15 protein-coding genes are annotated in these 12,801 nt (G+C 72.6%); 9 read left to right on the top strand and 6 right to left on the bottom strand.

What is annotated here, in order from left to right; genetic code table 11:
• Positions 1-8 precede the first annotated feature (8 nt).
• From ABH929_RS15170 to ABH929_RS15140, 7 genes are all read left to right on the top strand, one after another.
• A complete protein-coding gene (locus ABH929_RS15170; protein ID WP_205463067.1) occupies positions 9-182 on the top strand; it encodes a CsbD family protein in 174 nt (57 codons plus the stop codon).
• Positions 183-258: 76 nt separating this feature from the next.
• Entirely contained in the window at positions 259-1,341 is a 1,083-nt protein-coding gene (locus ABH929_RS15165) for an Asp23/Gls24 family envelope stress response protein (RefSeq protein ID WP_404561799.1), read from the top strand.
• Positions 1,338-1,754, top strand: a complete 417-nt coding sequence (locus tag ABH929_RS15160; protein WP_263091373.1) for an MFS transporter permease — start codon at positions 1,338-1,340, stop codon at positions 1,752-1,754. The genes ABH929_RS15165 and ABH929_RS15160 overlap by 4 nt, the downstream gene beginning before the upstream one ends.
• A gap of 38 nt (positions 1,755-1,792) precedes the next feature.
• Positions 1,793-1,984, top strand: a complete 192-nt coding sequence (locus ABH929_RS15155; RefSeq protein ID WP_205463070.1) for a hypothetical protein — start codon at positions 1,793-1,795, stop codon at positions 1,982-1,984.
• 100 nt (positions 1,985-2,084) lie between these two features.
• The gene (locus tag ABH929_RS15150) at positions 2,085-2,624 is read left to right on the top strand and encodes an RNA polymerase sigma factor (protein ID WP_263091375.1); all 540 of its coding nucleotides are present in this window, start codon (positions 2,085-2,087) and stop codon (positions 2,622-2,624) included.
• On the top strand, positions 2,614-3,447 hold the full coding sequence (locus ABH929_RS15145) for a hypothetical protein (protein WP_404561798.1): 834 nt from the start codon (positions 2,614-2,616) through the stop codon (positions 3,445-3,447). The genes ABH929_RS15150 and ABH929_RS15145 overlap by 11 nt, the downstream gene beginning before the upstream one ends.
• 82 nt (positions 3,448-3,529) lie before the next feature.
• The gene (locus ABH929_RS15140; RefSeq protein WP_404561797.1) at positions 3,530-4,105 is read left to right on the top strand and encodes a gamma-glutamylcyclotransferase family protein; all 576 of its coding nucleotides are present in this window, start codon (positions 3,530-3,532) and stop codon (positions 4,103-4,105) included.
• Positions 4,106-4,176: 71 nt separating this feature from the next.
• Here ABH929_RS15140 and ABH929_RS15135 read toward each other — a convergent pair whose 3' ends face one another.
• From ABH929_RS15135 to ABH929_RS15125, 3 genes are read right to left on the bottom strand one after another with little or no spacing between them, the layout of a single operon-like run.
• A complete protein-coding gene (locus ABH929_RS15135; RefSeq protein WP_404561796.1) occupies positions 4,177-5,160 on the bottom strand; it encodes an NAD-dependent epimerase/dehydratase family protein in 984 nt (327 codons plus the stop codon).
• Positions 5,157-7,871: an alpha/beta fold hydrolase gene (locus tag ABH929_RS15130; RefSeq protein WP_404561795.1), complete on the bottom strand. Its 2,715-nt coding sequence runs from the start codon at positions 7,869-7,871 to the stop codon at positions 5,157-5,159. The genes ABH929_RS15135 and ABH929_RS15130 overlap by 4 nt, the downstream gene beginning before the upstream one ends.
• On the bottom strand, positions 7,868-8,974 hold the full coding sequence (locus tag ABH929_RS15125) for a 3-oxoacyl-ACP synthase III (RefSeq protein WP_404561871.1): 1,107 nt from the start codon (positions 8,972-8,974) through the stop codon (positions 7,868-7,870). Before ABH929_RS15125 ends, ABH929_RS15130 begins: the two co-directional genes overlap by 4 nt.
• Before the next feature lie 38 nt (positions 8,975-9,012).
• Between ABH929_RS15125 and ABH929_RS15120 the strand changes: the two genes are divergently transcribed.
• Complete coding sequence (locus tag ABH929_RS15120) at positions 9,013-9,258, top strand: hypothetical protein (RefSeq protein ID WP_404561794.1); 246 nt, start codon at positions 9,013-9,015, stop codon at positions 9,256-9,258.
• A 70-nt stretch (positions 9,259-9,328) separates the two neighbouring features.
• On the opposite strand, the gene ABH929_RS15115 is transcribed toward ABH929_RS15120, so the two are convergent.
• Positions 9,329-10,522, bottom strand: coding sequence for a RimK family alpha-L-glutamate ligase (locus ABH929_RS15115; RefSeq protein WP_404561793.1), 1,194 nt, complete (start codon positions 10,520-10,522; stop codon positions 9,329-9,331).
• Positions 10,523-10,609: 87 nt separating this feature from the next.
• Between ABH929_RS15115 and ABH929_RS15110 the strand changes: the two genes are divergently transcribed.
• Positions 10,610-11,092: a RimK/LysX family protein gene (locus tag ABH929_RS15110; RefSeq protein WP_205463076.1), complete on the top strand. Its 483-nt coding sequence runs from the start codon at positions 10,610-10,612 to the stop codon at positions 11,090-11,092.
• A 118-nt stretch (positions 11,093-11,210) separates the two neighbouring features.
• On the opposite strand, the gene ABH929_RS15105 is transcribed toward ABH929_RS15110, so the two are convergent.
• Both ABH929_RS15105 and ABH929_RS15100 read right to left on the bottom strand, forming a co-directional pair.
• Positions 11,211-12,104, bottom strand: a complete 894-nt coding sequence (locus ABH929_RS15105) for an alpha/beta hydrolase (protein WP_404561792.1) — start codon at positions 12,102-12,104, stop codon at positions 11,211-11,213.
• Positions 12,105-12,222: 118 nt separating this feature from the next.
• Complete coding sequence (locus tag ABH929_RS15100; RefSeq protein WP_123341169.1) at positions 12,223-12,783, bottom strand: TetR/AcrR family transcriptional regulator; 561 nt, start codon at positions 12,781-12,783, stop codon at positions 12,223-12,225.
• Positions 12,784-12,801: the final 18 nt, after the last annotated feature.

The raw sequence follows: 12,801 nt of genomic DNA, 5'->3' as shown, positions 1-12,801 counted from the left end.
GACCCGTCATGGGACTCGACGACAAGATCAAGAACGCTGCCCAGGACCTCGCCGGCAAGGCGAAGGAGGCCGTGGGCAAGGCCCAGAACGACGACTCCAAGGTCGCCGAGGGCCAGAAGGACCAGGCCGCTGCGAGCGTCAAGAAGACCGGCGAGGACGTCAAGGACGTCTTCAAGAACTAGGACGCTCGATGCGTGTCGGGGCACTCGCGACGTCGAGTGCCCCGATGCGTTCCGCGGACCCGAACGAGGAGGAACCATGCAGCACGACCCCCATGCGCACACGCAGGTCACCGAGGTGGCCCTGCCCGCAGAACTGACGGAGCCGCTGCCCGACGACGCGACCCCCGCGATGCTCATCGCGCGCACCGCGGCGGAGACGGCGCTCGGCGTGCCCGGCGTGCACCACCTCGGCGGGACCGTGTCCCGAGCCGCCGACGAACTGCGGAAGCGGCTCGGCCGCTCCGCCGGGACCGCAGGCGTGCAGGTCGACGACGAGGACGGCACCTTCGCGGTGCAGGTCTCCGTGATCGTGACCTACCCACGGAACGTCCGCGAGGTCGCCGACGAGGTGAAGCGACAGGTCGCCGCAGCAGCCGGCCAGGTCGCCTCCGTGCCGACGACCGTGGACGTCCGCGTGCTGGACGTACACGGACCGTTCGACGACGAGCCCTCGCCCGTCGAGCGTGCGGCCACCGCTGTCGGTGATGCCGTGCAGGACGCCGCCAAGGCGACGAGCGAGACCACCAAGCGCGTGGCGACGGCGACCGTCGACGCCACGAAGCAGGCAGCCGACCAGGCCGCCGAGGCGACGAAGCGCGCTGCGGACGCCACTGCCGACGTCACGAAGCAGGCGGCCGAGGTCACTGCGGACGCCACCAAGCGTGCCGCCGAAGCGACGGTCGACACTGCCGAGCGTGCTGCCTCGGCCACCGCCGAGGCCACGAAGCAGGCCGCCGACCAGGCCGCGGACGCCACGAAGCGTGCCGCCGACGTCACCGCGGACGCCGCGGAACAGGCCGTGGACGCGACGACCGCCACCGCCGGCCGCGTGCACGAAGCCGCGTCCGATGCGCTCGACCGTGCATCCGAGGGCGCACGGGACGCCGCCGACACCGCGCGCGACGCCGCCGGCCGCGCACGTGCGGCCGTCGCCGACGAGGACACTGCGACCCCCGTCGTGGTCTCCGAGACGGCTGCCGACGCCGCCGTGCGTGCCGCCGACTCGGCCGAGGACGCCGCGCAGGACGCCGCCGACGCCGCAGCCGACGCGAGCGAGGCAGCGCGGGCAGCAGCCCGCGACGGCGACCAGCCGATCGTCCCGACCGCGGACCGACCGTGACCACCGCCTGGTCCGGGGGCCGTCGGCCCCGCACCCGGCGGCCCCGGCCGCGCGGCGTGTGGATCGCCGGTGGCATCGGCGTGGTCCTGGTCGCCGGGGTCCTGCTCGGGGCGTTCCTGCCCCTGGTCGGGTTCCTCGGCGGTGTCACCGCCACGACCGCGGGCCTCGTGCCGTTCCCGTTCGTGCGGGTCACGGTCGTCGCGGTCCTCGGGCTGGTCGTCGTGCTGGCACTCCTCGCGCTGGCGCTCACCCGTCGACACACCACGACGGCGACGATCTCGGTCGTGCTCGCCGTCCTGGTGAGCATCGCCGTCACGATCGTGCCCGTGGTGCTGGTGGCCGTCGGGTCCGCCGACCGCGCCGGCGACGTGTGGCCGATCGTCACCGAGCTCTGGCAACGCTTCACCGGCTGATCCGACAGCACCTGCACCATCGACCAAGGAGTCCCACCATGCGCAACCGCATCATCGTCATCGGCCTGATCGTCCTCGTCGGGTTCTGGTTCGGCTCCCGCGCCAACCGTCCGGTGATCAAGACGTCCAAGAGCGAGACCGTCCGCAAGGCCTGGAACGACCCGCACGCTCGCAAGGCCCGCAAGAAGCTGGGCAAGAAGATCGCCAAGGCCGCCAAGCGGCACGGCTGACACCTCCCGCATCACCATCGGATCACGACACGGACGCATCGTGTCGTGATCCGTGTCATGTTCGGCCTCTTCACGACATTGTCGTAGTGAAGGGAGCACCGTGGACAACACCGCAGATGACGACGCCGGCCTCGCACGGCGCCTCGCCTCGGGGGACAGAGCAGCACTCGCGACCGCGTTCGACCGGTTCGCGCCCACGCTCACCCGGTACGCGTGGGCGATCGCGGGCAGCAAGCAGGACGTCGAGGAGCTGGTCCAGGACACGTTCCTGACGCTCTGGCAACGCGCCGACGGCCTCCAGCTCCCCACCGGCACGCTCCTGCCGTGGCTGCTGGTCGTGTGCCGCAACCACGCGAAGAACCTCGGTCGGCGCAACGCGAAGCACGCCGGCGACGAACTGCCCTTCGACCTCGCCGCCCCCGCCGACACCACCGATGCTTCCGAGCAGCTCCGGTGGGTCCGGAGCGAGATCGCCGCGCTGCCGGAGACCGATCGCCGCATCTGCGAGCTGTGCCTGCTGCAGGGGTACTCCTACGCCGAGGCCGCACAGCTGCTCGGACTCAGTGTCGGAGCGGTCACCCAGCGGGTCTCGCGGTCCCGCCGACGACTCAAGAAGGCGGTGACGCACGATGAACACTGAGCCTCCCGAGGGAGACGACCTGCAGCGCATGCTCGTCTCGATGAAGCAGAACGTCCTCGAGCAGGCCACCCCTCGCCCGAAGCGCCACGGCCGTCGAGTCGGCACCGCGATCGGCGTCGTCGGGGTGCTCCTGCTCGGAGCCGCCGGCGGTGGGGTCGCACTCGGCCTCATCCCGACGTCGATCACCGCGGAACCCTCGCCGACCGCGTCACCGTCCACGGCACCGACGCCGACCGAGACGCCGTCGGGCGCCCCGGTCGTCGGACAGCCGACGCCGACGTCGACACCGTCGGCGACGCCCACCTCCAAACGGGCGCCGTACTCGCTGTCGGACCCGGACACGTGGACGATCTCCGGCAGCGAGGTGGGGCCGATCGCGCTCGGCGGGGAGTACACCGCCGAGACGGACGACCTGGACGGCGTGTACACGGCGAGCGACGGCTGCCTCAACCCGAACGTCGTGTTCTGGTACCCCGACGACCGCAACGACCCGGCACTGACCGTCGTGAAGGGCGACGACGGCACGATCGCGAGCGTCATGGTCGGGAGGAACTCCGACGAGGTGGCGGGACCGACGACGGCTGCGGGACTCGGGACCGGCAGCACCCTCACCGAGTTGCGAGCGGCGTACCCGGACCTGCACTACACGGAGCCGGGCAACGACGCCGCCCAGCCGTCGGACTCGCCCTACGGCGGCTGGACGACCACCGTCAACGGGGTGTTCGTGAGCTTCCGGTTCCCACCCGTGGGCTCGGGCGATCGGGCGAACTCGGTCTGGGTCAGCACCGTCGACCAGTCGCCACCGCCGGAGTTCTGCGGCTGACGCCGCGTCCGGACGGGAGGCCCGGATCACGTGCGCCGATCGGCGCACGTGATCCGGGCCTCCCGTCCGCTACCCTCGCGACGTGAAGCGTCTCTCCCCCGGCCAGCGCTGGGTCATCGGTCTCGGCGCGTTCGCGCTCGTCTGTCTCGTCGTCGGCATCATCGCGATCGCCGTCGGCGCCGGTTGGGGGATCCTCCTCGTCGTCGCCGGACTGCTGCACCTCGGCCTCACCGGCGTCACCGGCGCACTCGTGTGGACGTCGACCCCGACGATCGGTCCGAAGCCGATCCGTCGCTCCGCAGCGTGGTCCGGCACCACGCACCGGGTGTTCTCGTACGGCACGCTGCGGCAGCCGCTCGTGCAGGAGTCGCTGTTCGGCGAACACGTCCCCACCACCCCGGACACGCTGCCCGGCTGGCGACTCGACTGGGTGACGATCACCGACCCCGAGGTCATCCGGGCGAGTGGCTCGGACCGCCACCCGATCCTCCGCCGGGGCGCAGCGGGCGACGTCGTCGACGGCGTGGCCCTGACCCTGGGCCACGAGTGGCACCTGCGTGCCGTCGACGCCTACGAGGTGTCGGACTACCAGCGCATCCGGGTCGAGCTCACCTCGGGTCTGTCGGCCTGGGTCTACGTGGCGGCCGACGAGGTCTGAGCCGCGTTCGCGTGAGCGCGAGACTCGGGCTGCGCGACACTCCTCGGGGCGCAGCGTCCGAGAACTGTCGCTCAGCGCGAGACTCGGGCCGCGGCCGCCGCCAAGCGTGCGAGGCCCTCGTCGATCGACACCGACGGGCCCCACTGCAGGTCAGTACGGGTACGGCGCTGGTCGAACCAGTGCGCCGTGGAGAGCTGCTCGGCGAGGAACCGCGTCATCGGCGGCTCGTCCTGCCCCGGACGCACCCGCCACACGGCCTCGACCAGCGACCCCGCGGCCCGTGCGACCGCTGCCGGCACGTGCCACCGCGGTGCCGCGACCCCCGAGGCCGCGCAGATCCCGGCGAGCAGGTCCGCGACGGGCCGGGGCTCGCCGTTCGTGACGACGTAGGCGTTGCCGTGCACGTCGTCGTCCGCAGCGTGCTCGAGCGCCGCGACCATGGCCGACGCTGCGTTGTCGACGTACAGGGTGTCGATCAGGGCGGCACCGGAGTCCAGCAACGGCAGTCGCCCGGACCGTGCCCGTTCGACGATGCGGCCGATCAACTGCGTGTCCCCCGGGCCCCACACCAGGTGCGGCCGGACGGCGACGACGGCGAACCCGGGGGCGTCGGCCTCGAGCGCGAGGAGTTCGGCCGCGGCCTTCGTGCGGGCGTAGTCGCCGCGCGCATGCTGCGGTTCGGCGGCACCGGCCCCGGCGCCGACGAGCGACGACCCGGTGTGCGCGACCGACGGTGACGAGACGAACACGAACCGCTGGACACCGGCACGCCGCGCGGCGTCGACGAGCGCTCGGGTGCCGTCGACGTTCACGCGGACGAAGTCGGCCGGGTCACCCGCCAGGGAGACCTTGGCGGCGAGGTGCACCACGGCGTCGACCCCGTCGACCGCGCGGGCCACCGCCGCGGCGTCGGTCATCGAACCGGCGACGTCCTGCACGCCGTTGACGCCGGACGGCCGTCGCTGGAACGTGCGGACCTCGTGCCCAGCGTCCCGCACGGCAGCGGCCGTCGCCTGTCCGAGGAAGCCGCTCGCCCCGGTGACCAGGACCGTCACGGGCGGGCCATCCGTCCACCGGACAGCACCGAGGTCGCCCAGCGGGACAGCCGGGCGCGGTCGACCTTCGAGTTGTGCCGGATGTCGGTCGGCAGCACGGGAACCGTCAGCACGGCAGCGAGCGGGACCCCGGCCGCGGCCCGGACCGAAGCAGCCAACGCCGGCGGAGCCAGGGCGGGCCGTCGGGCTCGTCGCCTGCCGGTGGTCTCGACGACGGCCACGACCTGTTGCGTGCCGCGCGGGCCGATCCCCGCGACGCCGGCACGGCCGACCCCGGGTACGCCCTCGATGCGCTGCTCCGGTCCGACCGGGGTGACGACGCCGTGCGGGGTGGTGAGTACGTGCTGCATCCGCCCTTCGACCCAGAGCCGCCCGGAGGCGTCCAGGTGTCCGACGTCGCCGGTGCGGTGTCCGCGCGGGTCCTCGACACCGAGGCGCGCGACGCGGTTCGTCCGCCAGAGCCGGTCGTACCGGTCGCGCACGTGCGGTGCCGCGACGACGATCTCGCCGGTGACGCCCGCCGCGTCGGTGAGCGCACCGGTCGCAGCACCCGCGGCGTCGAGCGGCGCGATCCGCACCCGGACGTTCGCCGCCGGGAACCCGACGCAGATGCCCTCGTCGTCCGAGGCCGCTGCCGACCGGACGCCGTCCAGGTCGACATCGGTCATGAGCAGCCCTTCGGTCATGCCGTAGGGGGTGTGCGCACTCGCGTTCGGCATCAGCTCGGTCGCCGCGGTCAGCAACGCGGCCGACACCGGGGCGCCCGCCGACAGGAACAACCGGACGCGCGCGAGCGCCGCACGGTCGGCGTCGGTCAACTCCGACGCCGTCGCCACGACGTTCGCCAGTGCCGCCGGCGACAGGAACACCACGGTCGCGTCGGCCGCTGCCACCGACGCCGCGACGGCGCGCGCCGTCAGGGTGCGGGGCGCGGTGACGTCCATGTCCGGCGCCACCGACCGGGCCCCGAGGGCCGGGCCGAGCAGCGCGAAGGGCGCGAAGCCCGCGACGAGGCCGGTGCCGACACCGATGTCGTACTGGGCCGCCAGCACGTCGCGGACGGCACCGAGCTGTCCGTGCGTGTAGACGACGCCCTTCGCCGGTCCGGTCGACCCGGAGGTGAACAGGATCGCGGCCGGAGCGTCGGGCGCCGGCACCGTGGGCAGCACGGAACCGTGCGCCAGCCGACGGGCACCCCGCCGGGCGACGTCGACGAGCGTGTGCTCGACGCGCAGTGCACGCCGTGCGGGCGCGGGCAGCGGGACGGTCGCGATGCGCCGCCCCGGCCAGCCGAGTGCACGAGCGGCTCCGAGTCCGGGCAGCGCACCGATGATCCAGTCGGGCCGGGCTCCGCGCACCGCACGGGTCAGGCCACGCAGACCGAGTCCGGCGTCCGCCACCACGACGACCGCGCCGATCCGCACGCAGGCGTACAGGACGGCCGTCAGGTCGGCTCCCGGCGTGACGAGGAGCGAGACACGGTCACCGCTCCGGACACCGAGCTCGTCCAGCCCGGCGGCGATCTCGTCCACCCGACGGGCGAGCAGGCGCCACGTGATCGTGCGGGGACCGCCGGCCGCGGCCATCTCGACCAGGGCGGGTTCGTCGCTGTCGCGCAGGTCCTCGAGCGCGGCGCCGAGCGGGCGGCTCACGCTGCTCGTGTGCTGCACTCCGGCCGGGAGGCCCGTGGTGACCGACGCAGGCACGTGTCCGTCCGGCAGGCGGTCGCCGATCCAGTCGAACACCGCGCCCGCCACGTCGGCGTCGTCGGGCAGCAGGTGGCCGGCCCCCTCGAACCGGTGCACGTCGGCCTGTGGCAGCCGCTCGGACAGGTCGTCGAGGTAGCGCTCCAGGAACACCGGGTCGCGGGGACCCCAGAGCAGCAGCGCCGGGACGTCGAGCGCCGCGACCCCGGCAGCGATCCGGTCGAGCTCGGGAGCACTCCGGTGCCGGGCGTCGACGGGGATGTCCGCCACGAACCCGCCGATACCGCCACGACGTGCCGCACCGCGGTAGGGGGCACGGTAGCCGTCGGCCACGGCACGGTCGAGCTTCGGGTGCGCGATGCCGAGCGTCGTCTCGAGGAACGCCGGCGTCACGACGGTCGCACGGCCGAGCAGCCCCGGCCCCAGGGCGAGCCGCAGCGGCGCCGGGATCGGGGCGTCGTCGGGCTGGTGCACGGCGGTGTTGCACGTCATCACGGCAGCCAGGACGTCGGGGTGGTCGACCGCCCAGCCGAGCGACACCACGCCGCCCCAGTCGTGGCCGAGGGTGACGACCGGGCCGGTCAGCCCGAGTTCGTCGGTCAGTGCTCCGAGGTCCGCGACGCGCTGCGGCAGCCCCCGTTCCACCCCGGTGCGCTCCGAGAAGCCCATGTCGAGCTGGTCGACGGCGACCACGCGCCAGGCCGGGCCACCGGCCCGTGCGACCTCGAGCGAGGTGCGGAGCACCGACCGCCACAGGTACGACCACGTGGGGTTGCCGTGCACGCACAGGATGGTGCCGACCGGTTCCACGCCGAGCGCGGCCAGGGACCCGGCCGTGTCGAGGAGGTGCCAGGTGCGCGCGGCGCGATCCGTTCCTCCCGTTCGCTCTGCAGACCACGCGGGGACAGTGACCAGACGCGACCACGCCGGATCGAGACCGGGCAGGGAGGGCGGCTGCGTCGCCGGAGCCGTGCTCGCGGCGACGCGGGGAAGCCGGGACCTCACCAGTGCAGTTCCATCATCGCCGTGTTGATGCCGGAGCCCACGCCACCCAGGAACACGCGGTCGCCGCGGCGGATGCCGCCGGACTCGACCTCGTCGGCCAGGGTGATCGGGATCGACGCCGGACCGACGTTGCCGAACCGCTGGTACGTGGTGGGGACCTTGTCTCGCGGGATGCCGATGGCCTCGACGAACGCGTTGGTGTGCACATCGGAGACCTGGTGCAGGACGTAGCGGTCCATGTTCGCCCAGTCGAAGTGGGCGCGGGCCTCGGTCCACGCGGCGACGACGAGCTCCATGCCGCCCTTGAGCAGCATCTTGGCGTCCGTGAACATGCCGTCCACGCTGCCGACGCACAGGTCGTACCACTGGGTCGCCGCGCGGGTGACGCCGCCGACGATCCGGTGACCCTCGGGGTGCAGGTCCGCCGGGCCGAGCACGGCGGCTGCGGCGCCGGACCCGAGGGTCAGGCTGGCGAACTCGCTCATGAAGTCCTTGCGGTTCCGTCCGCCCTGGTTCAGACGGTCGATGGTGTTGAGCTGCACCTGGTCGGCGTCCTCGCCGTCGACGACGAGCGCGTACTTGATCTGACCGGAGTCGATCATGCCCGCCGCGACGCTCATGGCGTTGACGAAGCCCAGGCATGCGTTCGCGATGTCGAAGTTGATCGCCGACGACGGCAGGCCGAGCCCGTGGTGCAGGCGCACGGCGACCGACGGCTCGAGGTGCGGACGGGTCACCGAGGTGTTGATGAGCAGCCCGATCTCGTCGGGACGCACACCCGCCTCGGCCATCGCGCGACGACCGGCGTCGATGGCGGCGTCCTGGAAGGTCTGGCCCTCGCCCCAGTTGCGTCGCTCGATCACACCGGCGACGCGCTCGAGCAGGCCCATCGGCAGACGGAGTCGGCGGAGCACGCCGCGGAGCCGGGCCTCGATGTCCGCAGAGGTCGTCACGCGTTCGGCCGTCGTCGTCGCCACGGACAGCAGGGAGACGTTGTGGTGCTTCGCCGTGGCGTTGCCGGGCTGCTCGGGTTCGCTGCTCGGCGTCCGTTCACTGCCTGCACGTTCACCGCTCGCTGCCCGGTCGACCGGCCGTTCCGTCATGATCGTCACCGATACATACTTCCCCATCCGGGCTGTGTGTGCGATCCGGATACGCCGAATCGCACCCGCCGCGCCGCAACGTACTGCACATCGAGCTCGACTCGCCCTTGAACGACGGCAGCCACGACCTCGAGATCGTGGTCGAGGACAAGGCCGGCAACGAACCTGACCACTGCGCCGAGCTCGGCGGTTGGCTCGTCGCAGCGCTGAGTGCTCTCGGCCTGGGTGTCGTCCTGCGACTGCTCGGGCGTCGCCGCCGCGAACGCGACGTGCGCGGCGACTGAACCGAGGCCCGAGACGGAAGGCCCGGCTCGCGCTCCCCTCGCGGGGGACGCGGGCCGGGCCTCCGGTCCGTCAGCTCTCCGACTGGAGCGGCTCCTTGGGAAGCTTCCGCACCTTCGCCCGACGCTTCCGGCGTTCGGGGATCATGGAGCGCATCTCCTCGAGTTTGCCGAAGCACAGCAGGCGGTCGCCGGGTTCGAGAGCGACGCCGCTGCGCGGGTTCGGGATGACGTTCGAACCGCGGTGCAGGGTGAGCACCGTGATGTCGCGGTCCCAGAGTCCGGACTCCTTGATGGTCTTGCCGACCAGATCGGCGTTCGTGTGCACGAGGAGCTCGGCGACCCCGTACCCCGTCGACACCGACAGGCGCTGCCGGACGTCGATCTCCGGGAACGCGACCTGGTTCGCCATGAAGTCGATGATCGCGCCCGCGATGTCGAGACCGGTCGCGCGCTCGACTCCCTCGAGTCCCGGTGACGAGTTGACCTCCATCACCAGCGGCCCGTCGTTGCCCTCGAGCATGTCGACGCCCGCGACCTTCAGGCCCATGATCTGCGCCGAGCGCACGGCCACGGCCTCGTACTCGGGCGACAGCGTGACCTTCTCGACGGTGCCGCCGCGGTGCACGTTCGACCGGAACTCGTCGCCGGACGCCGTCCGGCGCATCGCGGCCACGACGCGGTCGCCGACGACGAGCGCACGGATGTCCCGGCCGCGGCTCTCCGAGATGAACGACTGGATCAGGACGTTCTGCTTGGTGGAGTGCAGGGTCTCGACGATCGACTCGGCGACCTTCGCCTCCGGTGCCAGGATCACGCCGATGCCCTGCGTGCCCTCGAGGAGCTTGATGACGACGGGCGCGCCACCGACCCGTTCGATCGCCCCGCGCACGTCGTTGCGGCCGGCCACGAAGGTCGTCGCCGGCATGCCGATGTCGTGTCGGGACAGGATCTGGTTCGCCCGGAGCTTGTCGCGCGAGTTCGTGATGCCGTTCGCGGTGTTCGGCGTGTACACGTCCATCTGCTCGAACTGCCGCACGACGGCGGTGCCGTAGTAGGTGATCGAGTTGCCGATCCGGGGCAGCACTGCGTCGTAGTCGGACGGGAGCTTGCCGCGGTAGAGCAGGTCCGGGTCGTCGCCGGACAGGTCGATCGCGAAGCGCAGGGTGTTCAGGACCTTGACGTCGTGGCCGCGGTCGAGCGCTGCGGCACGGAGGCGCTGGGTCGAGTACGCCTGCGGGGCGCGGGACAGGATGGCGAGTTTCATCGAGGGGTTCTCCGCGGGGTGGGATCGTCGGCGACGGTCCATCCAAGCACGCGAACACCGCTCTCGGGCGTACGACAAGATGGGGCCATGGCCCGTGCTCCGAAGTCCCCCGACGGCGGGCTCGTCGTCGCCGGCTGGCGCGAGTGGGCCGGCCTGCCGGACCTCGGCCTGCCGTGGATCAAGGTCAAGCTCGACACCGGTGCACGCAGCTCGGCACTGCACGCGTTCGACCTCGAGGAACTGCCCGGCGACCGGGTCCGGTTCTCGGTGCACCCCTGGCAGGACACCGATGCCGACGCCGTCACGATCGAGTGCGACGTGCACGACCGGCGCATCATCCGCAGCTCGACCGGGCACACCCAGGAGCGCATCGTCGTGCTCACCACGATCGCCCTGGCCGGGCGCGCCGTCGTGTCCGAGGTCACCCTGAGCAACCGCGACCAGATGGGGTTCCGGATGCTCGTCGGGCGCGAGGCCCTGCGGCAGGGCTTCCTCGTCGATCCTGCGAGGTCCTTCATGGCTGGTCGGGCGCCGAAGGAGATCCGGCGCCGCAACCGCGGGCGAGCCTGAGCGCTGCTCGCCTCGCGGCACGGGCCGTGGACGCGACCGGTCGACGGTCTGGAGGCGCGGTGCGGGGCCGCCACGGGCCTCCCGTCCGTCTCGGCGACCGCCCATGGCGCGGGCTGGGTCAGCGACCGAGGTGACGGCCGAGGAAGGCGACCTGCTGCGGCGCCAGGCGGCGCCAGTAGCCGTGCGTGTGGGCGCCGGGCTCGAAGCCCCCGGCGGGCGGCGTCGCGAAACCGTCGACGTAGGCGTGGGCCGCAGGAGCGAACCCGTCACCGTTGCCGCAGTCGACACGGACCGCGATGCCGTCCAGCGCGCGCTGCCGACCGAGGACGGTGTTCGCGCGGAAGTCGGCCGCGTCGTCGAAGGCTCCGCGCGCGGTGTCCGCAGCCGATGTCCAGAGCGCCGGGCTGATCGCCGACACCGCGCGGACGCGGGATGCACCGAGCACCCCGCCGAGCCGGAGCGCACCGAACCCGCCCATCGAGTACCCGGTCAGCGCGAGCCGGTCGGTGTCGAACCCCCGCCGTGCGATCCGGGGCAGGAACTCGTCGACCACCATCGCCGCAGGGTCGTCCCCGTCCGAGCGGTGGTGCCAGTACCGGTTGCCGCCGTCGATCGAGGCGATCGCGAAGGGCGCCCCACCGTCTGCGATGTGCGCCGCGAGGAACCGGTCCCAGCCGAGCTCCCGCCCGAAGAACGCCGCGTGGTTGTCGCCGTAGCCGTGCAGTGCGACGGCCACCGGCAGCGGGGTGTCCGACTCCGGAGCGGCGATGGTCCAGCCGACCGTGCGCCCCGCGCGGGCCGCCGACACGAAGGTGCCGGAGACCGAGGGGACCGGGTCGACGTCGGGGATCGTGCCGTCGGCACCGTTGAGCCCGAGCACGCGGTACATCGTCGACCGGCCGGGCAGGAGGTCGAGGTCCACCGCCTCGGCGGCTGCACCCGCGGCGACGATGCCGGCTCCCCCGATCAGCAGCGACCGACGGGTGATCGTCGACGCACGCGAACGGGTCATCCGAGGGGCACCGTTCCGTCAGAGGTCACGCGCTGCATGACGAGGGTCGAGGAGAGTCGCTGCACACCGGGCAAGATACCCAGCGTGGCGTCGGAGAACCCGGGGCGCTGACAAGCGGTCAGGCTGCTGCGACGAGCGCGGCGGCGACCGTGCGCGCCGTCGCCGTGCCGACCGACGGATCGCGCAGACGCATCGCGAGGTACCCGGAGACGACGAGCAGCAGCTGGTCGGCCAGGGCGCCGGCGCGCTCGCCGACGACGGGTGCGGCACGTTCGGTCAGCCGGGTCCGGAGCGCACCGGTCTCGCGGTCGAGCACCTCGTGCACCTCGGCGGGGGCGTCCGCGTACTCGGCAGCGGTCCCGAGGAACGCGCACCAACGCGAGCCTGCGGCGGTCGACCGGTAGTCGTCGAGCGCGTCGAACACCGCGAGCAGGCGCCCACGATCGTCCGGAGCGGCCTCGACCGCGCGGTCCCACGTGGCGAGCCAGTCGTCGTGCCGGCGGTCGAGGGCCGCGGCGACCAGGGCTTCCTTGCTCGCGTAGCCGCGGTAGAGCGTGGCGCTCGAGATCCCGGCGCGGTCGAGCACGGCGTCGATCGGGGTGGCGGCGATGCCGCGCGTGAAGAAGAGCTCCTCGGCCGCGTCGAGCAGCCGCTGCTCGGTTCCTGGACGCATCGCCATGCAAGCACCCTAGGCTCT

The organism is Curtobacterium sp. AB7 (assembly GCF_044909335.1).
Lineage (GTDB): Bacteria > Actinomycetota > Actinomycetes > Actinomycetales > Microbacteriaceae > Curtobacterium.
This window is presented reverse-complemented; position numbering and strand designations above follow the sequence as displayed.